The sequence below is a fragment of the Lactobacillus selangorensis genome (genome assembly GCF_001437205.1).
Lineage (GTDB): Bacteria > Bacillota > Bacilli > Lactobacillales > Lactobacillaceae > Paralactobacillus > Paralactobacillus selangorensis.
In genome coordinates, this window is sequence record NZ_JQAZ01000004.1 from 139,598 (window position 1) to 165,671 (window position 26,074).

Annotated in this window: 35 protein-coding genes; 7 read left to right on the forward strand and 28 right to left on the reverse strand. The window is 45.9% G+C overall.

The features are described 5' to 3' along the window. The first annotated feature begins 58 nt into the window (after positions 1-58). The 3 genes from IV40_RS06780 (at position 59) to IV40_RS06790 (ending at position 5,168) form a co-directional block, all read left to right on the forward strand. Entirely contained in the window at positions 59-1,381 is a 1,323-nt protein-coding gene (locus IV40_RS06780) for a C1 family peptidase (RefSeq protein ID WP_057769793.1), read from the forward strand. A gap of 75 nt (positions 1,382-1,456) precedes the next feature. After that, the gene (locus IV40_RS06785; protein WP_057769796.1) at positions 1,457-2,797 is read left to right on the forward strand and encodes a C1 family peptidase; all 1,341 of its coding nucleotides are present in this window, start codon (positions 1,457-1,459) and stop codon (positions 2,795-2,797) included. A 340-nt stretch (positions 2,798-3,137) separates the two neighbouring features. After that, positions 3,138-5,168: a KUP/HAK/KT family potassium transporter gene (locus IV40_RS06790; protein ID WP_057769962.1), complete on the forward strand. Its 2,031-nt coding sequence runs from the start codon at positions 3,138-3,140 to the stop codon at positions 5,166-5,168. A gap of 53 nt (positions 5,169-5,221) precedes the next feature. On the opposite strand, the gene IV40_RS06795 is transcribed toward IV40_RS06790, so the two are convergent. The 3 genes from IV40_RS06795 to IV40_RS06805 all read right to left on the reverse strand — a co-directional run bounded on the left by IV40_RS06795 (position 5,222) and on the right by IV40_RS06805 (position 7,382). Beyond that, positions 5,222-5,542, reverse strand: coding sequence for a DsrE family protein (locus IV40_RS06795; protein WP_057769798.1), 321 nt, complete (start codon positions 5,540-5,542; stop codon positions 5,222-5,224). Between the two features lie 12 nt (positions 5,543-5,554). Next, positions 5,555-6,226, reverse strand: a complete 672-nt coding sequence (locus IV40_RS06800; RefSeq protein ID WP_057769800.1) for a 2,3-bisphosphoglycerate-dependent phosphoglycerate mutase — start codon at positions 6,224-6,226, stop codon at positions 5,555-5,557. A gap of 97 nt (positions 6,227-6,323) precedes the next feature. Further along, complete coding sequence (locus IV40_RS06805; RefSeq protein WP_057769802.1) at positions 6,324-7,382, reverse strand: DMT family transporter; 1,059 nt, start codon at positions 7,380-7,382, stop codon at positions 6,324-6,326. Positions 7,383-7,506: 124 nt separating this feature from the next. On the opposite strand from IV40_RS06805, the gene IV40_RS06810 reads away from it, so the two are divergent. After that, positions 7,507-8,622: a low temperature requirement protein A gene (locus tag IV40_RS06810; RefSeq protein ID WP_057769804.1), complete on the forward strand. Its 1,116-nt coding sequence runs from the start codon at positions 7,507-7,509 to the stop codon at positions 8,620-8,622. Between the two features lie 37 nt (positions 8,623-8,659). Beyond that, positions 8,660-8,947 carry a hypothetical protein gene (locus tag IV40_RS06815; RefSeq protein WP_057769806.1) on the forward strand — a complete coding sequence of 96 codons (288 nt, stop codon included), beginning with the start codon at positions 8,660-8,662 and terminating at the stop codon, positions 8,945-8,947. 21 nt (positions 8,948-8,968) lie between these two features. On the opposite strand, the gene IV40_RS06820 is transcribed toward IV40_RS06815, so the two are convergent. From IV40_RS06820 to IV40_RS06830, 3 genes are all read right to left on the reverse strand, one after another. Continuing rightward, positions 8,969-9,313, reverse strand: a complete 345-nt coding sequence (locus tag IV40_RS06820; protein WP_057769808.1) for a hypothetical protein — start codon at positions 9,311-9,313, stop codon at positions 8,969-8,971. Positions 9,314-9,417: 104 nt separating this feature from the next. Then, complete coding sequence (locus tag IV40_RS06825) at positions 9,418-9,636, reverse strand: hypothetical protein (RefSeq protein ID WP_057769810.1); 219 nt, start codon at positions 9,634-9,636, stop codon at positions 9,418-9,420. A gap of 309 nt (positions 9,637-9,945) precedes the next feature. Beyond that, positions 9,946-10,434, reverse strand: a complete 489-nt coding sequence (locus IV40_RS06830) for a MarR family transcriptional regulator (protein WP_057769812.1) — start codon at positions 10,432-10,434, stop codon at positions 9,946-9,948. Positions 10,435-10,572: 138 nt separating this feature from the next. On the opposite strand from IV40_RS06830, the gene IV40_RS06835 reads away from it, so the two are divergent. Then, on the forward strand, positions 10,573-11,889 hold the full coding sequence (locus IV40_RS06835) for a DHA2 family efflux MFS transporter permease subunit (RefSeq protein WP_057769813.1): 1,317 nt from the start codon (positions 10,573-10,575) through the stop codon (positions 11,887-11,889). Next, positions 11,886-13,280 (forward strand): FAD-binding oxidoreductase, encoded by a 1,395-nt coding sequence (locus IV40_RS06840; protein WP_057769816.1) that lies wholly within the window; start codon positions 11,886-11,888, stop codon positions 13,278-13,280. Before IV40_RS06835 ends, IV40_RS06840 begins: the two co-directional genes overlap by 4 nt. 60 nt (positions 13,281-13,340) lie before the next feature. Here the strand turns inward: IV40_RS06840 and IV40_RS06845 are convergent, their stop codons facing one another. The 22 genes from IV40_RS06845 to rpsH form a co-directional block, all read right to left on the reverse strand. Further along, positions 13,341-13,610 carry a hypothetical protein gene (locus IV40_RS06845; protein WP_236698000.1) on the reverse strand — a complete coding sequence of 90 codons (270 nt, stop codon included), beginning with the start codon at positions 13,608-13,610 and terminating at the stop codon, positions 13,341-13,343. Positions 13,611-13,692: 82 nt separating this feature from the next. Beyond that, a complete protein-coding gene (locus IV40_RS06850; RefSeq protein WP_082617812.1) occupies positions 13,693-13,893 on the reverse strand; it encodes a DUF3923 family protein in 201 nt (66 codons plus the stop codon). Positions 13,894-14,059: 166 nt separating this feature from the next. After that, on the reverse strand, positions 14,060-14,452 hold the full coding sequence (rpsI, locus tag IV40_RS06855; protein ID WP_057769818.1) for a 30S ribosomal protein S9: 393 nt from the start codon (positions 14,450-14,452) through the stop codon (positions 14,060-14,062). 13 nt (positions 14,453-14,465) lie between these two features. Continuing rightward, positions 14,466-14,912 (reverse strand): 50S ribosomal protein L13, encoded by a 447-nt coding sequence (gene rplM, locus IV40_RS06860; RefSeq protein WP_057769820.1) that lies wholly within the window; start codon positions 14,910-14,912, stop codon positions 14,466-14,468. Between the two features lie 109 nt (positions 14,913-15,021). Further along, entirely contained in the window at positions 15,022-15,792 is a 771-nt protein-coding gene (gene truA, locus IV40_RS06865; RefSeq protein WP_082617811.1) for a tRNA pseudouridine(38-40) synthase TruA, read from the reverse strand. Positions 15,793-15,845: 53 nt separating this feature from the next. Then, entirely contained in the window at positions 15,846-16,637 is a 792-nt protein-coding gene (locus tag IV40_RS06870; RefSeq protein ID WP_057769822.1) for an energy-coupling factor transporter transmembrane component T family protein, read from the reverse strand. Next, entirely contained in the window at positions 16,630-17,505 is an 876-nt protein-coding gene (locus tag IV40_RS06875; RefSeq protein WP_057769824.1) for an energy-coupling factor ABC transporter ATP-binding protein, read from the reverse strand. The genes IV40_RS06870 and IV40_RS06875 overlap by 8 nt, the downstream gene beginning before the upstream one ends. Then, positions 17,481-18,320: an energy-coupling factor ABC transporter ATP-binding protein gene (locus IV40_RS06880; RefSeq protein ID WP_057769825.1), complete on the reverse strand. Its 840-nt coding sequence runs from the start codon at positions 18,318-18,320 to the stop codon at positions 17,481-17,483. Before IV40_RS06880 ends, IV40_RS06875 begins: the two co-directional genes overlap by 25 nt. 315 nt (positions 18,321-18,635) lie before the next feature. After that, positions 18,636-19,016, reverse strand: coding sequence for a 50S ribosomal protein L17 (gene rplQ, locus IV40_RS06885; RefSeq protein WP_057769827.1), 381 nt, complete (start codon positions 19,014-19,016; stop codon positions 18,636-18,638). 28 nt (positions 19,017-19,044) lie between these two features. After that, on the reverse strand, positions 19,045-19,983 hold the full coding sequence (locus tag IV40_RS06890; protein WP_057769829.1) for a DNA-directed RNA polymerase subunit alpha: 939 nt from the start codon (positions 19,981-19,983) through the stop codon (positions 19,045-19,047). Between the two features lie 83 nt (positions 19,984-20,066). Beyond that, positions 20,067-20,459: a 30S ribosomal protein S11 gene (rpsK, locus tag IV40_RS06895; RefSeq protein ID WP_057769830.1), complete on the reverse strand. Its 393-nt coding sequence runs from the start codon at positions 20,457-20,459 to the stop codon at positions 20,067-20,069. 20 nt (positions 20,460-20,479) lie between these two features. Then, a complete protein-coding gene (gene rpsM / locus IV40_RS06900; RefSeq protein WP_057769832.1) occupies positions 20,480-20,845 on the reverse strand; it encodes a 30S ribosomal protein S13 in 366 nt (121 codons plus the stop codon). Positions 20,846-20,877: 32 nt separating this feature from the next. Further along, positions 20,878-20,994, reverse strand: coding sequence for a 50S ribosomal protein L36 (gene rpmJ / locus IV40_RS06905; protein ID WP_057769834.1), 117 nt, complete (start codon positions 20,992-20,994; stop codon positions 20,878-20,880). 39 nt (positions 20,995-21,033) lie between these two features. Then, positions 21,034-21,252 carry a translation initiation factor IF-1 gene (infA, locus tag IV40_RS06910; RefSeq protein ID WP_057769836.1) on the reverse strand — a complete coding sequence of 73 codons (219 nt, stop codon included), beginning with the start codon at positions 21,250-21,252 and terminating at the stop codon, positions 21,034-21,036. A gap of 181 nt (positions 21,253-21,433) precedes the next feature. Further along, complete coding sequence (locus IV40_RS06915) at positions 21,434-22,090, reverse strand: adenylate kinase (protein WP_057769838.1); 657 nt, start codon at positions 22,088-22,090, stop codon at positions 21,434-21,436. Positions 22,091-22,165: 75 nt separating this feature from the next. Next, positions 22,166-23,491 (reverse strand): preprotein translocase subunit SecY, encoded by a 1,326-nt coding sequence (gene secY, locus IV40_RS06920; protein ID WP_057769840.1) that lies wholly within the window; start codon positions 23,489-23,491, stop codon positions 22,166-22,168. Further along, positions 23,491-23,931 (reverse strand): 50S ribosomal protein L15, encoded by a 441-nt coding sequence (gene rplO, locus IV40_RS06925; RefSeq protein ID WP_057769842.1) that lies wholly within the window; start codon positions 23,929-23,931, stop codon positions 23,491-23,493. Before rplO ends, secY begins: the two co-directional genes overlap by 1 nt. Positions 23,932-23,963: 32 nt before the next feature. Beyond that, the gene (gene rpmD / locus IV40_RS06930; RefSeq protein ID WP_057769844.1) at positions 23,964-24,152 is read right to left on the reverse strand and encodes a 50S ribosomal protein L30; all 189 of its coding nucleotides are present in this window, start codon (positions 24,150-24,152) and stop codon (positions 23,964-23,966) included. 13 nt (positions 24,153-24,165) lie between these two features. After that, positions 24,166-24,666, reverse strand: coding sequence for a 30S ribosomal protein S5 (gene rpsE / locus IV40_RS06935; protein ID WP_057769846.1), 501 nt, complete (start codon positions 24,664-24,666; stop codon positions 24,166-24,168). A gap of 22 nt (positions 24,667-24,688) precedes the next feature. Further along, a complete protein-coding gene (gene rplR / locus IV40_RS06940) occupies positions 24,689-25,057 on the reverse strand; it encodes a 50S ribosomal protein L18 (protein ID WP_057769850.1) in 369 nt (122 codons plus the stop codon). Between the two features lie 35 nt (positions 25,058-25,092). Beyond that, positions 25,093-25,623 carry a 50S ribosomal protein L6 gene (gene rplF / locus IV40_RS06945; protein ID WP_057769853.1) on the reverse strand — a complete coding sequence of 177 codons (531 nt, stop codon included), beginning with the start codon at positions 25,621-25,623 and terminating at the stop codon, positions 25,093-25,095. 31 nt (positions 25,624-25,654) lie between these two features. Further along, on the reverse strand, positions 25,655-26,053 hold the full coding sequence (gene rpsH / locus IV40_RS06950; RefSeq protein WP_057769860.1) for a 30S ribosomal protein S8: 399 nt from the start codon (positions 26,051-26,053) through the stop codon (positions 25,655-25,657). Positions 26,054-26,074: the final 21 nt, after the last annotated feature.

The window sequence follows — 26,074 nt, forward strand, 5'->3', positions numbered from 1 at the left end:
ATCTCATAAAGGGAGCAAGCAACTTACCATTAAAACGCCCTTCCAAAGGAGTGATCATATGAGTCAACCAATTTCTTCAGATGATATCAAGCGTTACCAAACTAATCTGAACCAAATGCCGCAAGCGCAAACGATCAAACGAGCCGTTATGGACAACGGCATCAAAGCTGCCAGTGAACGTCCGTCCGCTGCAACGACTTTGGATCCGGTCTTCTCTGACGAAGTCGAAACAGGAACTGTTTCCAATCAGTTAAAGAGCGGCCGCTGCTGGTTATTCTCTACTTTGAACACCATGCGTCATGACATGGCCAAAGCTTACCATATTAAAGATTTTCAACTTTCACAAAACTACTTATCCTTCTGGGACCGTCTCGAAAAGGCCAACCTCTTCTTTGCCAACATTCTGCAAAGTGCTGATAAACCGATTACCGACCGCGAAGTAGCCTTTTATCTGGCCCAACCCGACGATGATGGCGGCCAATGGGACCAAGCAGCTGCTTTGATTGAAAAGTACGGTGTCGTGCCGCAAAGCGTCATGCCTGAAACCCAAGCCAGCGATCACACTGCCGAATTCTCCAGCGTCATTAACTTGTTATTACGCAAGGATGCAAAACAATTACGGCAAATGGTTGCTGATAAAGCCAGCGATGCCGATATTGACAAGACACGTACCCAAATGCTGAGCGAAGTTTATCGGATTTGTGTGACAACCTTTGGCGAACCGCCGAAGACGTTCGACTTCGAATACCGTGATGACGACAAGAAGTATCATCTCGATCAGAATTTGACGCCGCAGAGTTTCTACGATAAATACATCGGCTGGAACTTGGATGATTACATCGTCGTTGCTTCGACACCGCAAACCGACAAGCCATACGACCATATGTACACCATTCCATCCGAAAACACCGTTCAAGGCGGCCATCCGATGACCATTTTGAACGTCGAATTCGACAAGCTGAAGCAGCTTGCCTTAACGACCCTTCAAAACGGCGAAACCGTTTGGTTCGGGAATGATGTCCTTGAAGGCGAAGATCGTAAGAAAGGCTGGCTGGAAAGCGACTTGTACGCCGAAAGCGAGCTCTTCAGTACCGACCTTTCCATGAACAAGAAAGACCGTTTTGATACTTTGCAAGCCGAAATGTCGCATGCAATGACCTTAACGGGTGTCGACCGAGTGAACGGCAAGCCACGCCGCTGGAAGGTTGAAAACTCTTGGGGCGATACAAACGGTGAAAAAGGCTACTTCACCATGAGCGATTCCTGGTTCAATGATTACGTTTATGAAGTCGTTGTGCGCAAGTCCATCCTGGACGACAAGGATAAGGCTGTCTTAAACGAAAAGCCGAAGGAACTCGTTCCTTGGGACCCGTTGCACTAAGCCTTTTTCAAACCGTTATTCCAACAAAATAAGCTGTTTTAGAATCGAACTGAAATGATAAAGGAGTGTTGAAATATGAGTCGTGCTATTTCCGCCGATAATATTGCACAGTTCCAAAAAGATTACGAAGCTGTGCCACAAGCAGATGTCATCCGTCGTTCTGTCATGAACAACGGAATCAATGCCACTGCCGAAAACATGGATGCTAAAATTGAAAACGACCCGGTCTTCTCATTAGAATTAGACACCGGCGCCGTTGCCAACCAGAAGCAATCCGGTCGCTGCTGGATGTTCGCCGCATTGAACACCATGCGCCACGATATCCAAGCCAACTTCAAAATCAAAGACTTTGAACTTTCGCAAAACTACACCAACTTCTGGGATAAATTCGAAAAGTCGAACTACTTCTTCGAAAATGTCCTTGCCACCGCTGACCAAGCCATCGATTCACGCGAAGTAGCCTTTTTAATGGCTACCCCGCAGCAAGATGGCGGCCAATGGGATATGCTGTGTGCGCTGATTGAAAAATACGGAATCGTGCCGAAGAGTGTCATGCCGGAAACCAAGAGCAGTGAAAACTCTGCCGACCTGAATAGTACTTTGAATTTGTTATTGCGTAAAGACGCCCTCACCTTACGGCAAATGGTTGCTGATCAGAAGAGCGACGCTGACATCCAAAGCACACGTGACGGCATGCTGAACGACATCTACCGTGTACTGGTTTATTCCTTAGGCGAACCGCCCGTTAAGTTCGACTTCGAATACCGTGACACCGATAAGAAGTATCACATCGATCAGAATATGACACCGATGAGTTTCTACCATAAATATGTCAACTGGGATCTCAAGAAATATGTTTCCTTGATCAACTCCCCAACCAAAGACAAGCCGTACAATCACCTTTACACCGTCAAGATGTTAGGCAACGTGGTCGGCGGCCGTGAAGTCCGTCACCTGAACGTTGACATTGACACCCTGAAGCAATTAGCCATCAAGCAGCTGCAAGCCGGCGAAACCGTTTGGTTCGGCAGCGATGTCGGTCAGTCTTCCGACCGCAAAGCCGGAATCATGGCCACTGACGTTTATGATAAGAGTGCCCTCTTTGGCACCGACCTTAATATGGACAAAGGCGACCGGCTTGACTATGGCGAAAGCATGATGACTCATGCCATGGTCATCACTGGTGTCGATCTCGTGGAAGGCAAACCAACCAAATGGAAGGTTGAAAATTCATGGGGCGACAAAGTCGGTGAAAAAGGCTACTTCGTCATGAGCGACGCTTGGCTCGACCAATTCGTCTATCAAATGGTCATCAACATGGATTACTTGCCAGATAATCTTAAACAAGTTGAAAAAGACGAATACGATCATCCGACCTTATTGGCACCTTGGGATCCGATGGGTGCTTTAGCTTAATTGTCCCGCACATCGGAATGGTGCTCAGCATGAGCCTCCCAAGCCGTTCCGAACCGGTTTGACAATTCGGTTTCAATCATTATAATCAGCTTCAAACATAAAAGCGACACAAAGCCAAACTTTGTGTCGTTTTTATGTAGCCTCTCCAAAATGGTTAGAATCCCGTTAAGTTTCAGGGGTCAGGCTTGTGTTTTTGAGCCACTTGTAGCATGATTAGGTGGTGAATGCACTCCATTTTTGGGGAGTCTTTTTTGAATCACGATATTTAAAAAAATGAGGTGAAAATACTTTGGATGATAGGCAAAAGGCGTTCGAAAAGCGCCGCAAAGCCAAAAGCCGCATGTCACTCGGCGGGATGTTAGTGACATTGGGAGTCGTCTATGGCGATATTGGTACTTCGCCCCTGTACGTAATGAAATCCATCATCGCAGGAAACGGCGGCATGGGCCACCTTTCCAATGACTTTATCATTGGGAGTGTGTCTCTGGTCTTTTGGACATTGTTCATCATTACGACGGTCAAATATGTTTTGATCGCCATGCGGGCCGATAACAACGGTGAAGGCGGCATTTTCGCCCTTTACACGCTGGTCCGACATCAAGCACGGTGGCTGATCATCCCAGCGATGGTCGGCGGTGCCACACTGCTGGCCGATGGGATGCTGACCCCAGCCGTGACGGTAACAACTGCGATTGAAGGATTAAAGGATATTCCAATCATGCATCACGTGCTGATTTCATCGCAGGGTCAAGTTATTTTAACCACCGTCATCATCTTAACGGTGCTGTTTATGATTCAAAGATTTGGCACCCAGCTGATCGGCCGTGCGTTTGGTCCAATCATGCTGCTCTGGTTTGCCTTCTTAGGTGTTTTAGGAATCTGGCGGATGTCAGGCGATTGGTCCGTTCTGCGGGCCCTCAATCCCTATTATGCGATCGAAGTGCTCTTCAGCCCCTCGAATAAAGTTGGGATTTTAATCCTAGGCAGCATCTTCCTGGCGACAACTGGTGCCGAAGCCCTTTATTCTGATGAAGGTCACGTTGGCCGGGGCAACATTTATGGCAGCTGGCCGTTCGTCAACATCTGCTTGGTCCTCAATTACTTCGGCCAAGCTGTTTGGATTGACCAGAACCAAGGCAATCCAGCTTATCAGCATGTGGCTGATTTCAACCCCTTCTTCGAAATGATGCCGCAATGGCTTCGTTTAGGTGGAATTCTGTTGGCCACTCTGGCAGCGATTATTGCTTCGCAGGCTTTAATTACCGGTTCTTACACTTTGGTTTCCGAAGCCATCAAGCTGAAAATCTTACCACGTCTGCGCATCATCTACCCGACCAACTTCAAAGGCCAGCTGTACATCCCAACTGTCAACTGGATTCTCTGGGCGGTTTGTATCGCCATTGTCTTCGGATTCCGGACATCGGCCCACATGGAAGGGGCCTACGGATTGGCGATTACGGTCACAATGTTAATGACCACGATTTTACTGTCGCAGTACCTAATCAGCCAAAAGGTGTCGCGTTTCTGGGCAGGACTGATGCTCATCTTCTTCGGCAGTATCGAAACAATCTTCTTTATTTCCAGTTTGGCGAAGTTCCTGCACGGCGGCTATGTCACCGTCATGATTGCCCTGATCATCTTAGCCATTATGGTTATTTGGCAGTATGGGGAATATATCAAAAATAACAATTCCTACCGGGCCGATAACGTCTCGATTCTTGCCTATAAGAATCAGCTCAGCGATTTGCGGGACGACGATGACTACCCATTATTCACAACCAACTTAGTCTACATGACCCATGTGCAGGACGGCAGCAAAGTCAATAAGGATATTATGTATTCGATCTTGGATAAGCGTCCGAAACGAGCACGTGTGTACTGGTTCGTCACTGTTAATGTGACCGATGAACCATATACGGCGGGTTACACGACTGAAACGTATGGCACAGATTATATCGTCAACGTGCAATTGTATCTTGGCTTCCGGATGGAACAGAAAGTCAATATCTTCCTGCGCCAGATCATCAACGATATGATGAAGACCGGCAAACTGCCGACCCAGCCGCAGCAATACACGACTTTGCCAGACCGTGAAGTCGGCGACTTTTCATTCGTCATCATTCAGGAAGAATTATCGCCTGAAACGCAGATTAACGGTTTGGAAAAGATGATTATCCAAGCACGGCTCTTCTTACAGAAGATTACTGTCACACCGGCCACTTGGTTCGGCTTGGAATACAGTGATGTTATCGAAGAACACGTTCCATTGATTTTAGGCAAAGTGCCGATTCGGCGTCTGCGCCTGCTCCGTGAATCACCGCTGAAACATCATCATGTTGAAAACGATGATATTGACGATACCGATGATTAACGGCCGTCAAAAAGCCCGACCAGAAATGGCCGGGCTTTTTTGTATTCTTATTTTTACGGTTTGATATAGCCGAAGCCTTTTGCTTCAAGCTGAGCGATTTCGATGACGCCATTCGGCACCACTTTAATTTCCGGAATCAAATCCGCAACAGAAACATGATGGGCATCCAAAGCATTTTTGCAGGCTTCGAAATGTACTTGCGGATGCTGCTGGATGAAACGCCGTACATCGGCTTGCAAGAAGGTTCGGACTGCCAGTCCGTTCACTACGACATAAACATCCGTCTCAACTGGAGAGGATTCGACATTCTTCACATTGGTGCTCAATGTGAGCCATTTTTCAGATTTATCCAAATGCAGTACAATTTTTAACATTGCGAACTCCTCCTACAAAAGCTGTTTAGTAACGATATTGAGCTGCTGATCCATTTTATAGACGATCGGCTGCCCATTTTCGATTTCGACGCCATCAATATCCTGGTCAGAAATATTTTCGAGATATTTCACTAAGGCCCGCAAAGTACTCCCATGTGCAACGACCAGCAGATTCTTGCCGTCCCGCAGACGGGGCACCATTTCATCCTGCCAGTAAGGCACTAATCGCTGTGAAGCCATTTTAAGACTCTCGCCACGTGGGATGATCTCTGACCCATAAGCCGCATAGCGCCGTTCCATATACCGTTCCATCAGCAGCGGCGGTTCAGTCGTATAGCTGCGCCGCCATAAAGCGACTTGCCCAGCCCCGAAGACTTGGCGTGTCTGATCTTTATTGAGCCCCCGCAAGGCCCCGTAATGGCGTTCATTCAAACGCCAGCTCTTATATAAGGGCACATCGAGCTGATCCATTTCAGCCATAATCAGATTGGCCGTCCGGATGGCACGTTGTAAGACCGACGTATAAACGGCATCAAAGGTCAATCCCAGCTGTGCAATTTTCTGTCCTGCCGCTTGGGCTTCCTGAACGCCCTGCTGTGTGAGCGGCACATCCGACCAGCCGGTGTAAGTATTCTCTTTATTTGCTTGACTCTGTCCATGACGGACAATGACTAAATAGGCCATTCTACGTTCCCCTCGTTTTCATTTCTATCATACCTAATTTAGGTGTTTTTTTCCAGATTGACCCCATAAAAAAAGAGCGTTCCTCACGCTCTTTTGATTAGAGTTCTTCTTCATCATCATTGAAATGTTTTTGCAGACCAGAAACTGGTTTTTCAGTCACTTCCTGAATGCGAGCCTCTTTAGCCGCTTCTTCCTGCTTATTCCGCTTGAACAAGTCGGAGGCCACACTGGCAACCCGATCGCCCAGCAAGGTTGCTAAGGAACCTAACAGAATAATGACGATTCCGATAATAACTGGCAATGTGATCTGTTCGCTCAAAATCAGCATTGCTAAAACAGGTGCTAATGCTGGTTTGATAAAGAAAACCAGTGAAGCTGTCGAAACATCGGAATTTTCCATTGCCAAGAAGTAGAAGGCAAAGCCGCCGCCGGTGACTCCGATTCCGATATAAGCCAGCAAAGCCAAATTGCTGGGTGCAATTCCTGCAAAGAACGGAATCTGAACAAAGTCATGCAATGCGGCCACGTTACCGAGTGCACTGGCAATCATCGGTAAGTGCGTCATAGCCATCAAAACGGCTAATTCGGCAGTGCCTGTTAAGAAAGTAAAGAAGGTCATCGTGACCCCGCTGAAGCCGTATTTCAAGGAGCCGTAACGTGTAATGATACTGTACAACCCAAAAGTAATGGCAGAACCGACGGCTAACGATAATCCGATTGGGTTGCTCAAATGCAGCGGATCGATAATGACTAACAACCCGATAACGGAAATGAGCACCGCAATCAAATTGCTTCGGGAAAGCTTTTCATGCAATAATAAGTAGGAAAAGATCAATGCGAAAACAGGGTTGCAGCTGAAAACAACTGCGACAGTCGATGCTTTGGCTGTTTCAACGGCTAATTGGAACAACGTCATACTGACGATGACACAGACAAATCCAGTTAACCCGAACAGTCCCCATGCCTTTTTAGAAACTTTCAAATGATTTTTCTTCAGGCTCATGTGGGCTAACGGCCATAAAATGAGTGCCCCTAAACCAAAGCGTAAAAAATTCAGCTGGATGGCATTGAACGATGCACCCGCCATTTTAAGGGCGATTTCCATCGAGCTGAATAAGAAGGTCGACAACAAAATATAAACGATTGTTTTTCGCAAAGTACTTCCTCCAAGATTGAATTTCTATGTATACTTAAAAGTGTAGCACTTTTGAAAAGCATTTTCAGAAAATACCGTTTTCATAAGCAAAATATTTTAAAACAATAAGAAACGAGCTGATTTTATGTCCACGAAATCTGTGGCGCCCTTTGAACTATTCTATGACCTGATTTATGCCTATGCCATCAGCCGCATCACGGCGACCCTCCATTTGGTCGACAATGGCATCATTTCCGGCCTGCATTTAGCCGAATTTTTAATGATGATGCTGGTCTTCTGGACGATTTGGACTTATCAAACAGTCTATGCCAACCGTTTTTACCATCACGGTCTGGTCGATACGCTGTTTTTGCTGTTCAATCTGTTTATCGTCATTTATTTAGCACAGGCAATCACGCCGGATTTTTCTGCCACCCAAACGGCTTTTTCCCTTTCAACATCAACTTTGTTCTGCAGTACCGCCGTCCAATACCTTCTGCAGCGGCACGAGCAAAACCAGTCCGCCGTAAAACGGCTGTGCAGCGCTTTAGCCGGCGTTTTAGGGATTGCGGCTGTCATTGGCTATGCCACCCTGTTTTTGCCGTCAACGTGGCCGTATCGGCTTCGCTTTGGTATCTATGCTGTTTCGATTCTAAGCGCCGCATTCGGCCCTTTACTGTTCAGCAACCGCATCAAAACCGTGCCGCCGCATTTTGACCTTTTCACCGAACGCTACAGCGAATTTATACTGCTGTTGTTTGGGGAAGCAATCATCACCGTTTCGACATCGATTCAAGAATTGCACATTACCCCCTTCAACATCCTCTATTATCTAATCATCGTTCTCCTGTTTGCCACGTATCTGTGTATGCAAAAGCTCGGCATCGACCACCAGCGCAAAACGGGCGCCCTTGTCTGGATTCACAGTCATTATTTCATTGCCGTTGCGATTGCTCTCCTGCCGGTGCTGCTGCTTGAATTCGATCAGCAGCAACTCGCGCCGTTTTTCACCAGTTTCATGGTCACCCTTACCTTGGCGCTCTTCTATTTCAATCTATATTGGAACATGCGGGCCTACCGAGCATCCGGAATCGACCTCTCCGGCAAACGGCTCTTCTACCTGTTCTTCAGTTTGATGCTCTGGGCGCTGTTCAGCTGGCTCAGCGCCCAATGGCCGACCGTCTTTCTGAGTGGTTTGATGCTGTACTTATTGGCCAATCTCTTGTACCTGTGGCAATTTATCCTCCATCCAGGGAAATAGGTGTATCATACAGGTGAAAACTAAATGAGGTGATCAGATGGTTCAATATTATGATGTTTGTTTTAATACCAGCGACGGCAAATCATTGATCAAACGCAACGTTGTGTCGGAACGCACCGATGGAACGGCTTGGCAGGATGCCTGTGAAAAAGTCGACCCTGAATTTGTCCAGATTAGTATGAATGACAAAACACTGGTCAGCTTGCGGCGGATTGCCATCATCCGAATCGATATGAAGAAAATCGATGCTCCTGATGAAAAGCGTCTGAAGCGTGAGGACCAGTTCCAAGATGCCGTTTACACATTATCCAATATCGGCTTATAAGTAAAAAAGGAAACGAAATTTTTATTTCGTTTCCTTTTTGTTTGTTTCTGTTTCTGATTCAGGTGCTGCTTTTTCAGCGGTTTGCGGTGCATCAGATTTTGGGGCCGCCGCTTTTTTCGCTTTGGCCTTCTTGGCACCCCGTTTTCTTAAATGACGGAAGTTGACGATTGTCTTCCCCTTTAAGTCTTCTGCAACCTCTTTATTTTCAGGGGCATATTCATCGATTGAAACAAGGGCCGAATGCGTATAGATTTTCTGAATGGTCCCCTTGAATCCCAATGGAACATTGCCGCTCTTCCGGACGGTCACATGATCGCCGACATCAACAGGCGGTTCGATTGGTTCTTTCTTTGATTTCGTTGCCAAATTGGTCACCCCTCTCGCAATTTCATCATAGTCCGCTCACTGCGTCTTTGTAAAGAAAAAAGCGAAATAAAAAAATCTCAGCTGCATCACTGAGATTACTATCGTTAAACGTTGGCCGAATCGACCGGTTTAACTTTCACCTTGATTGGGCTATCTAGATTGATTGAATTCGAGTAAGTCTTTAAAAGGTGCTGCTGCATGTCTTTCTTGGCTTCACGCTTCGACATGTTATGACACACACGCTTCTCAGCGATTTGATGGCCAGCATGGTCATAGCAAATCCCCATGACATGAAAGTCCTGGGTACGATTTACAAATAACATCCCAATTTCCTCCTTATAGAAATGTAGCTTTAAAAAAGCTATAAAAAGAAAACAGCGATATTTTCAATCGCTCAAAAACAGTTATACACCCTTTATGGCGGAAAGACAACGACTTTCTTAAGGATTTTTAAAGCCATTAAAAACCGCTTATTTAAAGGATAAGCGTCATGTTTATGGTTTCAAATAGACCAATTTTATAATTGTCCTTATTTTGCTTTATCAGCCACATTTTATACGGCAGACCAATCTTAATGGTTCACACTATCTTTTTAAAATTAAAAAAGACACTTTTTTCTGTAAAATAACAAATCAGAGGTGCAAATGAAGCTGATTCAAGCCATTTAAAAAACGGGTTACCTCCGTTAATTGTTCTGGCGTATAGTCCTGCAAAAACGTCTGTACCTGCCGATCAAGGGCACGTTCCATTTCGATATGCACTTTGATGATGGCTTGTCCATCTGCAGTAGCTGTGTAAAAAAGCGCCTTTTGATTGCCATCCAAATGTTCCTTTTCGATCAGGCCATCCTTTAAAAGCCGTTTCGTCGATTTCGAGATTGCACTTTTGGTAACGTGCAACAAATGTGCTAGTTCGACCCCGTTCAGCGGCTCTTTTTTAACAATCAGTTCGAGAATATGAATATTGAGCAATGATAAATGCGGCATCAATGCAATCAGACGGGGGTCCTGCAGCCGGGCCATAATCCAATCTCGTTCGGCTGTATCCGGCTCATCATTATGCTGCATCAAATCAAATAGATGCGGTTCGAGGTCTGACTTGAAGTATTGGTATTTATCCATTAAAAAATTCCTTTCAAAAATATGGTTGACATGGAAACTATATTGAATTATAGTTTCCTAGTTAACTATTTTAATCATTTTTATTTTACCACTTTTTAGGGAGGAATTATCATCACAAAACAAAAACGAACCTTTCTATTGCTTATTTTATTAAGTATGTCGTTTACCGCCACCCTCAATCAGACCTTAATGGTGACGGCCTTGCCGCAAATGGTGTCCGCAATGCATGTCGGTCTCAACTTGGCCCAATGGCTGACCACTGGCTACGTTCTTGTTTTAGGAATTATGACGCCTGTTTCAGCCTTGTTATACGAGAAATTCAATAACCGGCCGTTATTTATGGGACTAACCTTTATCTTTACTTGCGGCTCCTTGCTGGGCGCCCTTTCAACATCCTTTTGGGTCATTTTAGCTGCCCGGCTGATTCAGGCGGCCGCTGGCGGCATCATCGTCACTTTGACCCAGATCCTGCTAATGTCGATCTATCCATTAGAACAGCGTGGTTCCATCATGGGTTACGTCGGCCTGACTATTTCTGCGGCACCGGCGATCGGACCCACCTTGTCTGGTATCATTATCAATTATTTAGACTGGCATGCTTTATTCAGCTTAACGCTGCCGATTACCATCCTCATTTTAATTGCGGCCTGGTTCATTATGCCCAACTACTCGACGCCGCAATCGGTTCACATCGACCTCATTTCATTGTTCGAATCGCTCGTCGGCTTGGGCCTCCTGTTAGCCAGTTTTTCATTTATTAGCACATCGCCGCTGATTGGTGTTATTCTATTCGTAACAGGAGCCTTGATCACGTGGTTGTTTGTCAAGCGCCAATTCCACTTGCAGATGCCGTTCCTCAACTTGCGGTTGCTGGGGAATCACAGTTTCAGAGCGATGACCCTCTTCATCATGCTTGTCTTTGGAATTATGATGGGGACCGAAACACTATTGCCGTTATTTACGGAAAATGTGCTGCATATCTCAGCCCTCAATGCGGGGTTGATGATGTTGCCCGGTGCGGCGTTAACGGCGATTTGTGCGCCCTTTGTGGGCCGTCTCTATGATCGTTACGGGATTCGCTGGCTAGTAATCAGCGGCATTGGGATTGTCTTACTGTCCTGCTTTCCCTTTTTCTTCTTTAGCGATCGCACAGGAAGCTTATGGATCACTCTGTGCTATGCTGTTCGAATGTTTGGGATTAGCCTGCTGGTCACCCCAGCCACAACCGAAGCTTTCAAATCTGTTTCACCCCAGAATCTGAACCATGCGACAGCTTTGAACAACTCGTTGCGCCAGATCTCTGGTTCCTTTTTCAACACTATCATGATCATGGTTGCCAGCCTGCCGGCTTCGTTTGTGACCGGCTTTCATCTGGCGATCGGCGTTACCTTTATTTTAGCGCTACTCCTGTTACTGATTGAATTTTATTATCAAGAAAGAAGTGTCCATGCATGACAACTTTTAAAGCTTTCTCCGACCAAGATGTCTTCGATTTTCTCGAAGCCCACGTGCCGGATGGTGAAGTATTTACCAATTACGATATTTTAAAGAAACAATCCTTCAGTCCGAATCTCAGCGATGATGATAGCGGTTTGGCCTTAGCCTACATCGAAGCACAGACCTCCGAAGACGTTAAAGGCGTCATGGCCACTGCGCGCAAATTCCACATTCCGGTCATTCCGCAGGATCAATTCACCAGCACTGTCATCGGCGCCGACGGAATCACTGGCGCCTTCATTCTTTCGACCAAGAAGACGAATAAAATCATCGAAATCGATAAAGCCGATTCGTTAGCTGTCGTTCAACCCGGCGTCATCAACGGCGACCTCGATACGGAGGCCCGCAAGCAAGGGATGTTTTATGCACCGGACCCAGGCTCTAAGAAAATCTCCGGAATCGGCGGTAACGTCGCGACGAATGCCGGCGGAATGAGCACCGTTAAATACGGTGCCACCAAAGACAACGTACTTGGCTTAAAAGTTGTTCTGACGGACGGCCGTGAAATTAAAGTCGGCGGCCGGACTCTGAAACAAGCTTACGGTTATGATTTAACCCAGTTATTCGTCGGTTCTGAAGGAACCTTGGGCATCATCACCGAAATCGTCGTCAAATTACTACCAATTCCATTGGGCAAACCGTTAATGGGGTCTGCTTTCTTCGACACAATGACACGTTTGGCTCAGGCCGTCACCGAAATTCGCACTTCCGGAATCGATGTCAGCATGCTTGAAGCCATGGATGCGACGACTATCAAAGCACTCGATGACTATGAAGGGACCCATTATGCTGATAATAGCGGTTCAATGCTGATCTTCAAAGTCGAAAATCAAACGCCGGAAGCCGTCGCTAAACTGCAGGACATCCTCAAGAAGTACAACGCTGCTGACGTCAACATTGCCACCGACGCAGACAAGCAGGCACAACTGACCAAAATGCGTCAGGACATGCTGCCAGCCGTCTTTGCTGGGCATAACCACATCATGGAAGACATGGCTGTGCCATTGTCGAAATTAGCTCCCATGATGGATTATATCCATGATTTAGGCGAAAAAATGGACTTGACGATCTACACCGCCGGCCATGCTGGTGACGGGAACGTACATCCGACTCTGATCTGGCCATCCGATCAGAAGAAGGTCCCCGATAAAATCGTTGAAGCCTTACAGCTGATGTTCCATAAGACCCTTGAAATGGGCGGCACCATTTCGGGTGAACATGCAGTCGGCATGTTGAAAAATCAATGGAACAATGCCGAACTCGGCGGCGACGTCGATATGATTCAGCATCAAATCAAAGATTTATTTGACCCGATGAACCTGCTCAATCCGAAACGAAAGATCAACTAATTTTTCCAAAATAAAACGAGGAACGCTTGTTAGGAGCATTCCTCGTTTTTTTAATAGACGTTATTGATTAAACTCATTCAGGAGCCAAAAGACAACTCCACCCACTAGTGCGGCAATTACAATAATCCCGCCCAGCAGAAAATTAAACCCAAAACCTAAGCCACCGCAGATCAATAAGATGATAAAGATGAACGGATGGCGGAAACAAAATTTAATGAAACCGACAATCAATTTAAAAAATAAGACGATAAACACGATCAGTCCGATCGCAATCGCAATTTTGGCGTTGGAACTCACTTCAGCTGCGAGCACATGTAACATCCCTTCCATATCTCATTATCCTGCCTTTTTATCATAGCACGCCCATGAAAATGCAATGATTGTGGCGTCTCGATTTAAACTTTTTTTAAAGCTATTTACGTGCAAACAGCCACCAGATCAGCTGCATGATCACAACCATTGCAAAGGTGATCACTAACCCAATCAATGCACTCTGTCGAGTCGCCGCTGTCTGAACAATCCCAGCACCATCGACTTTACGAACTTCAACGTAAATTACACCGGCAATCAACGCACCGACCCAGATTAAATTTGTAACCCACCAACTCTTCATCTTCAATACCCCTTTAAACTTGAAAAGCCCCCACTTTTCAAACTTCAATTTGTTCTTCTTTATTTTACGCCCTTCGCTGAAAATGTGTACAGGCACCTAAGACCGATTTGGGCACAAAAAAACACCACTCCGTTCCGAGAGTGGTGTTGTAACGTTGATATAAATATTAACGCTTTGAGAACTGGCTTGCTTTACGAGCCTTCTTGAGACCATATTTCTTACGTTCCTTCATACGTGGGTCACGTGTTAAGAGACCAGCACGCTTCAAAGGACCACGGAAATCAGGGTCAACTGTCAGCAATGCACGTGCAATGCCATGACGGGTTGCACCGGCTTGGCCGGAGAAACCGCCGCCACGAACGTTAACCAAAACGTCGTAGCTGCCTTCAGTTTCTGTAACGGCAAATGGCTGCCGCATATCAAGAATCAAGTTATCGAATGGGATGTAATCTGAAACATCCTTGCCGTTCATGGTGATTTTACCAGTGCCTGGTACCAAACGTACGCGGGCAGTGGAGTTCTTACGACGGCCTGTAGCGCTATAAGTTACTTGTGCCAATGTAGAATCCTCCTTAGATTAAGCTGTTAATGTCGAGTAATTCCGGCTTTTGAGCAGCGTTATCATGTTCTGCGCCTGCATAAACATGCAACTTCAAGAATTGTTGGTGACCCAATGTATTCTTGGTTGGAAGCATACCCTTAACGGAATTTTCAATCAAACGAACTGGGTTTTCGGCTAATAATTCGCCGGCCGTGATCGTCTTTAAACCACCCGGATGACCGGAATGGTGACGATAGAGCTTACGAGTTGCTTTGTGCCCTGTCAGTTTAACTTTGGAAGCGTTGATAATGATGACATTATCACCGGTATCCACATTAGGTGTAAAGGTAGGTTTATTTTTACCGCGCAAGATGGTTGCAGCTGCAGAAGACAAACGGCCTAAAGAGACGTCCGTTGCATCCAAGATGTACCATTTGCGTTCGATGTCAGCTGGTTTTACCATATAAGTTGTACGCAAGGTGATTTCCTCCAATTTCTGTGTTTGTTTACACACTCAATAGATTTTCCGGGGCCTATCGTGGGGTAAACAATACCAACTACTAGTTTAACGAGAATCGCTACATAAGTCAATCGTTTTTTAAATGCAGTTCGTCATCGTAGTAAACTTCTTTCAAGTACAGGCCGCTAGCCGGAGCCGTCATCCGAGCCTGCTGGCGGTCCTTAACTTCGTACAATCGCAAGAAGTCATGCACCGGCCGTTTGCCCCGTCCAATTTCAAGCAGTGTTGCCACCAGAATCCGGACCATATTATACAGGAACCCATTGCCATAGAATTCAAAAATCAATTCATTCGTGGCGGGTTCTTCTCGTACTGTGGCCTGATAGATTGTCCGCACCTTATTCTTAATCACGCCGCCTGAAGCCGCAAAACTGGTAAAGTCATGGGTACCTTCAACATCCTTTAAAGCAATTTTCATTTTTTCAATATCGACTGGATAGGGAAAATGACCAGTGTAATGACGTGTAAAAGGATCGGTGAACCGTCCTCGATCGACACGGTACATGTAGCGTTTGCCCCGCACACTATAACGGGCATGAAAATTTTCATCAACAATCTGGCAATCTAGTAATTCAGTGTCTAACGGCAACAATGAAGTTAACGCCAAAAGCATATTGCGCGCCGGCAACTCCTGCGGATAGTCAAAATGAATCACCTGTCCGTACGCATGCACCCCGGCATCCGTCCGACCAGACCCATACACAGTGATGTGCTGTCCTTTGCTCATCTTGTAGAGTGCCTTTTCAATGACACCCTGAACGGTGCGCTGCTTAGGCTGCGATTGAAAGCCATGGAATAAGGTCCCGTCATAGGCCATAGTTACTTTGTAACGTGTCAAAAAAGAACCTCCTCATTTTCAAAAAAGAAAACGTTGCGGCGCTCCGCAGCGTTTTATCTTAAAACAATCAAAATAATCGTCAAAACAATAAAACTCAGTCCGACCCAGCGGTCAGCGGCATGCCATTTCAAGATTCGGAATTTGCTGCGGCCTTCGCCGCCTCGATAGCCACGTGCCTCCATCGCCGTTGCCAGATCATCGGCTCGGTTGAAACTGCTGACAAACAACGGAATCAGCAATGGCACTAACGACTTAATCCGCTGCATCAGACTTCCTTCGCCGAAATCGACCCCACGTGCTCGTTGAGCGTTCATGATTTTCTCCGTTTCATCCATCAATGTCGGTACAAACCGCAAGGCAATCGATAGCATCAAGGCAACTTCATAAACGGGAAAATGCACATATTTCAATGGATACAAAATATATTCGACCGCATCCGCCAAAGCCAATGGCGGGGTCGTTAACGTTAGCAGCGTCGACATGAAAATAATCAGCACAAACCGAACGAAGATATACGTCCCGTTAATCAAACCGTACTGGCTTAGCGTAAAAATCCCCCAGTGCCAATAAACATGGCCGCCTTGTGTAAAGAAGACCTGCAGGAGGACTGTAAAGAGAATCAGCCAGATTAACGGCCGCACCCCTTTCCAGAAGAACCCGAGCTTGATTTTGGACATGGCAATCGCCGCCAAGGTGAACAGCAACAGGACCAGATACGTCTGCCAATTATCCGCTAAGAAGATAATTCCGATGTAATAAAAGCTGGCCAGCAGTTTCGTACGAGGATCGAGCCGGTGCACAAATGAATTGCCAGGAATATAACGCCCAATCAGAAGCTTATTCATTGGCCGCACCTCCCTGACGAAGCAGCTGTGGCAGCAAAGCCGTCACCAATTCATCCTCTGTCAATGGCAACGGCTCGAACTGGAAGCCCTGCTGTTTGAGCACTTCGGCAAAATGCGTTGTTTTCGGTACCCCCAGCTGCTTGTCGACCAGCCACTGCTCATTTGCAAAGATTTCGCGTGGTGTGCCGGTTCGAATCACCTGACCATGTTCCATAACGACAACCTGATCGGCATAATTAGCGACATCATCCATTTGATGCGTCACGAGCACAATGGTCAATCCATTTTCACGGTGCAATTTATTAAATAAGTCCATCATTTCCTGCCGCCCCAATGGATCAAGTCCTGCCGACGGTTCATCCAGGACCAGATATTCTGGCTGCATCGCCAGCACACCAGCAATGGCAACCCGCCGCATCTGGCCCCCAGAGAGGTCAAACGGCGACTGTTCCCACGTTTCTTTAGGCAACCCGACCAACTCTGCCATTTCTTCAGCTCGCTGATGGGCTTTGTCGGCACTCATCCCGAAATTTTGCGGTCCAAAGGCAATATCCTTCAGCACCGTTTCTTCAAACAATTGGCTTTCTGGAAATTGGAACACCATCCCGACTTTCTGTCGAATTGGTTTTAAATTTTTATTATTCGTGGCAGGTGTAATCGTCCGATCCCCAATCTGGACGGTTCCGGCCGTCGGTTTCAGCAAAGCATTCAAATGCTGCAGTAACGTTGATTTGCCGCTGCCAGTATGCCCGATAATCGCCGTATACGAGCCGCCATGAATCGTCAGATTGATATCCCTCAGGCCGACGCCTTGAAACGGTGTGTTGGCCTGATAAGTGTAATCTACATTTGTGAATGTAATGTCCATAATGTCTGCGCCAACTCACTTTCATCTAAAAACTGGCTGGGGAGTGCCACACCCGCTGTGCTTAAGTCTTCCGCCACTTTAGCCGTATACGGGACGTCCAGCCCCATTTTAATCAAACGACTGCCATAGCGAAAAATTTCAGCCGGCGTGCCCTGCTGTTTCAATTGACCGTCATCGATGACGAGGATCCGGTCAGCACTAGCCGCCTCATCAATGTCATGGGTAATGGACAGCACGGTCATATGTGTCTCTGCCTTTAATTGTCGAATGGTCGCTAAAACATCCTGCCGTCCCTTCGGATCCAGCATACTCGTTGCTTCATCCAGAATCAGAATCTGCGGACGAACAGCGATGATGCCCGCCAAGGCGACACGCTGTTTCTGCCCCCCAGAAAGATGGGCCGGCTCGCGTGTGGCAAATGCAGTCATATTGACGCGCTGCAAGGCATCCTGCACCCGCTGTACCATTTCAGCACGGGGCACACCGCGATTTTCAAGCCCAAAGGCAACATCATCTTCAACAGTGGCCCCGACAAACTGGTTATCCGGATTCTGAAAGACCATTCCAATCTGATCCCGCACCTGCCACAAATTTGCTTCGCTTAATTCGATTCCATTAACAATAATGGTCCCTTTTTCAAGCGGCAGCAGCCCGTCGATTGACTTTGCCAGTGTACTCTTACCACTCCCATTGTGACCGATAATGGCTACCCATTCATCATTTTCAATTGTGAAGCTCATATCTTGAATGGCGTTCCGTTTGGCCTCTTCTGAATAACGAAACGATAGATTCTGTACTTCAATCGCTTTTGTCATGCCGATACACCCCCATTTCCTGAAAACAGAATTCTGTTACATTTTACCACAGAACAATCATCACTTGCACGTTTTAATGACACGAATGTCATTAAAAATGGAATCAAAAAAGAGTCAGAACAATTTGTCCTGACTCTTTTTTGCGACCTAGCGTGATATGTATAACAAATGATGATGGCACCCATCCGAAGATGGATCCCCGAGCTAGACTGAGAAAGACAAACAAGGTCCTTCCATCATCGTAACGCCCGATTGAATCATCAAATGATTGAAAGAAAAGCGCCATTACGCGCCTTTCAGAGTTTCAAAGTGATCTTAAACAAATTCAATAATTGACATTGGTGCAGCATCGCCACGACGAGGAGCTGTCTTTAAGATGCGTGTGTAGCCACCTTTGCGATCTGCGTAACGAGGTGCAATGTCACTGAACAACTTCTGTAATGCGGATTGAACCACAACGTTGTCGCCGTCTTCTTTGACATCGGCAATTTCATCAATTACAAAAGATGCAGCTTGACGACGAGCATGTAAATCGCCGCGTTTACCTAAAGTGATCATCTTTTCAACTGCTTTGCGTACTTCTTTAGCACGTGTTTCAGTTGTCACGATGCGTTCGTTGATGATCAGATCAGTTGTTAAGTTGCGTAACATAGCCTTACGGTGGGCACTGTCACGGCCTAATTTCCGGTAACTCATCAGGAAATCCCTCCTTTGTGTCTTCTATTTAATCTTCTTTGCGTAAAGATAAACCTAAATCAGCCAGCTTCTGCTTAACTTCTTCAAGTGACTTACGCCCGAGGTTCCGAACCTTCATCATATCGGCTTCCGTCTTATCTGTTAATTCCTGAACCGTATTGATACCCGCACGCTTCAAGCAGTTATAAGAACGAACCGAGAGATCGAGTTCTTCGATCGTCATCTCAAGCATCTTTTCTTTATGCGTTTCCTCTTTTTCAACCATAATCTCAGCATTCTTAGCTTCATCGGTCAGGTTGACAAAGATCGCCAAATGTTCCGTTAAGATCTTCGCAGCCAAACTGATGGCTTCACGAGGAGAAATCGAACCATTTGTCCAAACATCCAATGTTAATTTATCGTAATCGCTACGACGTCCCACACGAGTACTCTCAACTTGATAGTTGACACGACTGATCGGGGTATAGATCGAGTCGATCGGTAAGACGCCAATTGGCATATCTTCGGACTTGTTTTCTTTCCAGGAATCATACCCGCGACCCTTTTTAACGGTCATGCGTGCATGAATACTGCCGCCATCAGAAACAGTGCACAGATAAAGATCTGGATTCAGAATTTCGACATCGGCATCGGTATGAATGTCAGCAGCCGTTACTTTGGCTGGACCTGTCACATCGAGTTCGATCGTCCGATCTTCTTCGCCTTCCATCTTGATCGCAAGCTTCTTAATGTTGAGGATGATTTGCGTAACATCTTCCACGACTCCATCAATAGTGGAGAACTCATGCAAAACGCCATCAATCTGAACATCCGTCACAGCAGCCCCTGGTAAGGAAGATAAGAGAATTCGACGAAGTGAGTTCCCTAAAGTAGTCCCATAGCCACGCTCAAGCGGTTCGACAACAAATTTACCATAGTTGGTATTTTCGTCAACTTTCGTAATGTTTGGTTTTTCAAATTCAATCATTCTTATCCTTTACCCCTTTCAAAACGAGAAGTGTCAATACGTGAACACGTTTCAGTTTGACTCAAAATGAAGCGGAACCCAAATTAAACACGACGGCGCTTCGGGGGACGAGACCCATTATGAGGAACTGGTGTCACATCACGAATAGCTGTGACTTCAAGACCTGTTGCTTGTAATGAACGGATTGCGGCTTCACGGCCAGAACCTGGTCCTTTAACTGCAACCTCGACAGTCTTCATGCCATGTTCCATTGATTCCTTTGCAGCAGCTTCAGCAGCCATTTGTGCAGCAAATGGTGTTGACTTCCGACTACCTTTGAAACCTAAAGCACCAGCTGAGGACCAAGCAATCGCATTCCCTTGTGGGTCTGTGATCATGATCAAGGTGTTGTTAAAGGTAGAATGAATATGTGCAACGCCAGATTCAATATTCTTTTTGGTACGGCGTTTACGCGTTGTTTTCTTACGAGTTGCCATAAATTGCTAACCTCCCTTAACTATTTTTTCTTGCCTGCGATTGAGGTCTTCTTGCCCTTACGAGTACGGGCATTGTTCTTTGTGTTTTGTCCACGAACGGGCAGACCACGACGATGACGCATGCCACGGTATGAACCGATTTCTTGCAGACGTTTGATGTCCATGTTGACGTCACGACGAAGGTCACCTTCGACTTTGTAATTGTCAACTTGCATACGTAATGCTTCTTCTTGTTCTGGTGTTAAATCTTTTACACGAATATCTTCGGAAACACCTGCATTCTTGCAGATTTCCTTAGCACGTGTATCACCAATTCCGTAGATATAAGTCAAACCGATTACGATTCGCTTATCACGGGGTAAATCGACACCTGCGATACGAGCCATTGAGTTACACCTCCATATTAAATGATTTTATCTTAACCTTGGCGTTGTTTATGCTTCGGGTTTGCTGAGCAAATAATCATAACGCGACCTTTGCGCTTTACGACTTTGCAGTGTTCACACATCTTTTTAACAGATGGACGTACTTTCATATTGATAAGCCTCCTTGAAACGAGATCGCCAAAGCCAGATTACTTAAACCGATAAGTAATGCGGCCTTTGGTCAGATCATAGGGTGACAATTCGACAGTGACACGGTCACCAGGGAGAATACGGATGTAATGCATCCGGATCTTCCCTGAAACATGTGCCAGAATCGTTGCATCGTTTTGTAATTTTACTTTAAACATTGCGTTGGGTAATGTATCCACGACAGTGCCTTCAACCTCAATTACATCTTCTTTTGCCACGCAAAAGAACCTCCTTATGTTGTGGGTTTGAATAAGTTCCATATAAAAATGGTGAGAGCTGTACGCACCTCACCTTTCGTCATACTGCGACATTATATCACAAGTACTCGACTTTGCCAAGGTGCCTAAGATCCTCTCCCACAACATATCTGACTACAAGTCGCTTGTAGGAGATCAGGCTCTATTGTTGAATTGTTGCTAAAATGTTTTGAATGTCCTTGAATACGTCATCAATCTCTTGATTGCCATTCACCGTATGCAACAGACCACGCTTGGTATAAAAGTCAAGCAATGGCGTGTTCATTTCGATGTTGACCTTCAACCGATTTTTGACCGTTTCAGGCTTATCATCTTCCCGTTGGAAGAATTCATGACCACCACAACGATCGCATGTTCCTTCAACCGTTGTCGGGTTATAAATCTTATGATAAGTGGCACCACAGTTTTTGCAGATATACCGTCCGGACAAGCGTTCGACCAATGAATCAGGGTCGACATCGATATTGATCACAGCATCAACTGGTTTATCCAATTCAGTGGTCATGACCTCGAGCGCCTTGGCCTGCTCGATCGTCCGTGGGAAGCCATCCAACAGATAGCCAACCTTGGTATCCGGCTGTGCGAGCCGTTCTTTCACAATGCCATCCGTCACATCATCAGGCACCAAGTTTCCATTATCAATGAAAGACTTGGCTTTTAAACCTAATTCAGTTTTGTCAGCCATCGCGGCACGAAACATATCTCCAGTGGAAATGTGAGGAATCTGATAAGCATCGACAATCTTTTCAGCTTGTGTCCCCTTACCAGCTCCCGGAAGTCCCATTAAAATGAGATTCACGTTTTCATCCTCCTCATTTTAGCGAATAACTTTGATGTGATTCTTTATGAAACGAGTCACACTTTTCCGAGTTCGCTAGTTTTCATCTAAATCCTTCGGCCGCTCGGAACGAATGAAGCCGACATAATGACGCTTCATCAACAATCCCTCTAATTGACGGTCGGTTTCAAGCGCAACCCCGACGACGATCAGAAGACTCGTCCCACCAAGACCGATTGATTGAGGCAATCCGCCTAAGTTCGATGCCAGTAATGGTACTAAGGCAATGAAACCTAAGAAGAGCGACCCAACAACTGATAACCGCATCAAGACACCAGAAAGATACTTTTCAGTTTCCTTCCCAGGCCAAACACCAGGAATATAACTGCCCTGTTTTGTTAAGTTATCTGCGACTTTTTCAGGGTTGACCTGAACAAAGGCATAGAAGAACGTGAACAAAATGATCAAGGCGGTATAAACGATATCCCCAGTCAAGGTCTGCATACTGAAGATGTTGCTCAATACTTTGAACCACGTATCATCAGCATGTGAATTTTGAAAGGCCATCAGAATCGTCTGTGGCGTCACGATAAATGAACTTGCGAAGATAACAGGAATCACACCGGCCACGTTGACACGCAACGGTAAATAACTGCTATCCCCAGCATCGGTTTCTCGACGTGTATATTGAATCGGGATCTTCCGCTGGGCTTGTTGTACATAGGTTACAAACTGAACGACGATCAAAATAATAATGACCAGGCCGATCAGAAATAACCATCCCTGCCATTGATCGCCAGGATTTGCATCCTGAACCTGTTCCTGATAAAGCGAATAGAGCCCAGATGGGAGCTTGGCGATAATACCAGCGAAGATGATCATGGAAACCCCGTTACCGATCCCTTTATCAGTGATCTGTTCGCCGAGCCATGTCAGCAACATCGTACCACCCGTTAAGAGGATACCGATGCTGACGAAGGTCCAAACGTTAGGGGTTTTAACCAATCCCATTCCGCTTAAAGCATTAAAGCCAGCGGTAATCCCAATTGACTGGACGAAAGCCAGAACAATCGTCAAGTATCGCGTGACTTGATTCAACTTGCGCCGACCCACTTCACCTTGCTTACTCCATTCGACAAATTTAGGGACGATATCCATTTGTAACAACTGAATCACGATCTGTGCGGTAATGAATGGCGAAACTCCCATCGAGAAGATGGAATAGTTTGCCAATCCCCCACCACTGACAGTATCCAGTAATGAAATCAACCCAGTCGAACCCAGTTTCGTCAATGACGCAGCATTGACACCAGGAACAGTAATTTGCGCGCCTAGACGATAGATGATCAAAACGAATAAAGTAAAGAGAATTTTATTGCGAATGTCTTTGACTTTAAATGCGTTTTTGAGGGTCCGCAGCATTAGATCACCTCAATTGAACCGCCAGCAGCTTCGACAGCTTCTTTAGCAGCATTTGAATATTTGTTAACTTGGATTGTTAACTTCTTTTCAAGTTTGCCGTTAGCCAAGAGTTTGATACCGTTCAATTCTTTTTTGACCAAACCTGATTCAACAAGCAAGGCTGGTGTAACTGATGTACCGTCATCGAAACGGTTCAAGTCACCTAAATTGACAACAGCATATTCTTTGCGGTTGATGTTTTTAAAACCACGTTTTGGCATCCGACGGAATAATGGCATTTGGCCACCTTCGAAACCTAAACGAGTCTTACCACCCTGACGTGATAATTGACCTTTTGTCCCACGGCCTGCAGTCTTACCTTGGCCAGATGAAGTCCCACGACCTAAACGCTTGCGCGCATGACGGGAACCGGCACTTGGTTGTAATTCATGCAATTTCATTAAGTAGGCACCTCCTTATTGATAGATTCGGATTAATCGTTAACTTCTTCGACACTAACTAAGTGGGCAATCTTTACAACTGCACCACGTGTTGCCGCATTATTGGGCTTAACAACCGAACTGTTAATCCGGCCAAGACCAAGAGCTTTAACAACTTTACGTTGTTCGGGAATGCGATGTGCAACACTACGCTTTAAAGTAATTTTTAATTGCTTAGCCATCTTTGCAATCCTCCTAGTCTGTTAAGCTTTGTACAGAAACACCACGTAACTGTGCAATCTGATCGGCGGTCTTCAATTGTTTCAGACCATCCATCGTCGCACGAATCACGTTAATAGGTGTGTTACGGCCGAGTGACTTACTTGTCACATCACCGACACCGGCTAATTCCATGACGGCACGAACGGCGCCACCAGCAGAAATACCAGAACCTTCAACGGCTGGCTTTAACATTACTTTACCAGCGCCGTAATGGCCAATCACTTCATGAGGCAAGGTTGTCCCAACCATCGGTACAGTGATCAATTCCTTCTTGGCAGCTTCAACAGCCTTGCGAATTGCTTCTGGTACTTCTTGTGCTTTACCTGTACCAAAGCCAACATGACCATTCTTATCGCCAACAATAACGATTGCAGCGAAACGAAGACGACGGCCACCTTTAACAACTTTAGTAACACGGTTAATCGTAACAACACGATCTTCTAAGTCTAAATGACTTGGATCAACATAAGCCATAAATGGGTGTTCCTCCTTTTCTCTAGAATTCCAGTCCGTTTTCACGAGCAGCTTCAGCTAAAGCTTGAACGCGACCATGATAGAGATAGCCGCCACGGTCAAAGACAACGTCCTTGTAGCCCTTTTCTGTTGCACGTTGCGCTAACAACTTGCCAACTTCGGCTGCTTCTTCTGTCTTTGTACCACTAGCGTTTAAGTCTTTATCAATGGATGAGGCACTTGCGAGCGTGACACCCGCTACGTCATCAATTAATTGCGCGTAGATGTTTTTATTAGAACGAAATACGTTCAAGCGTGGGCGCTCAGCAGTCCCAGAGATTTTTCCACGAACACGTGCATGACGCTTCTGACGTGTTTTATTCTTGTCTGGTTTTGAAATCACAATGTTCACCTCTAAATTTTAATCATCAGCTTTAAGCTGCGTTACTACTTACCAGTCTTACCTTCCTTACGACGAACGTATTCGTTGACATAACGGATACCCTTGCCTTTGTAAGGTTCTGGCGACCGAACGGCACGGATTTCAGCTGCGAATTGGCCAACACGTTGTTTGCTAATTCCGCTAACCGTGATTTCGGTGTTAGATGGTACGGCTACTTCGATGCCTTCTGGTGCAGTCATTTCAACTGGATGAGAATAACCAACACTCAAGACAAGGTTCTTACCCTTCATTTGGGCACGGTAACCAACACCGACTAACTTCAAATCTTTCTTGTATCCTTCGGTAACACCGATCACCATGTTGTTCACATTGGCACGTGTTGTCCCGTGAATAGCTTTGTAGTCGTCGCTAGGACGCGTAAAACTAACTTCGTTTCCATCAACGTGCATTTCGATAATTGGATCGATTGCGCGTGTCAATTCGCCTTTCGGGCCCTTGACAGTGACATCATTGCCCTTTTGGGACACTGTGACACCAGCTGGAAGTGTAATAACTTTATTACCGATACGACTCACTTTAACGACACCTCCTTATTGATTGAAATAATTACCAAACGTAAGCGAGCACTTCGCCGCCGATATCTTTAGCGCGTGCTTCTTTGTCTGTCATAACGCCTTCGCTAGTCGAAATGATAGCGATTCCTAAGCCGTTTAATACCTTAGGAACATCGTCTGATTTAACATACACACGTAAACCTGGCTTTGAAATACGCTTCAAGCCGGTGATGACACGTTCCTTATCCTTACCATACTTTAAGAATAAACGGATCATGCCTTGTTTGTTATCATCAATGTATTCAACGTCGCGTACGAAACCTTCACGCTTTAAAATCTTAGACATTTCTTTCTTGATTTTTGAAGCAGGAATTTCGACAGAATCATGGCGCACCATGTTCGCGTTACGAATACGTGTCAGATAATCTGCAATTGGATCAGTCATGGCCATTGTTGATTTAACCTCCTTTAG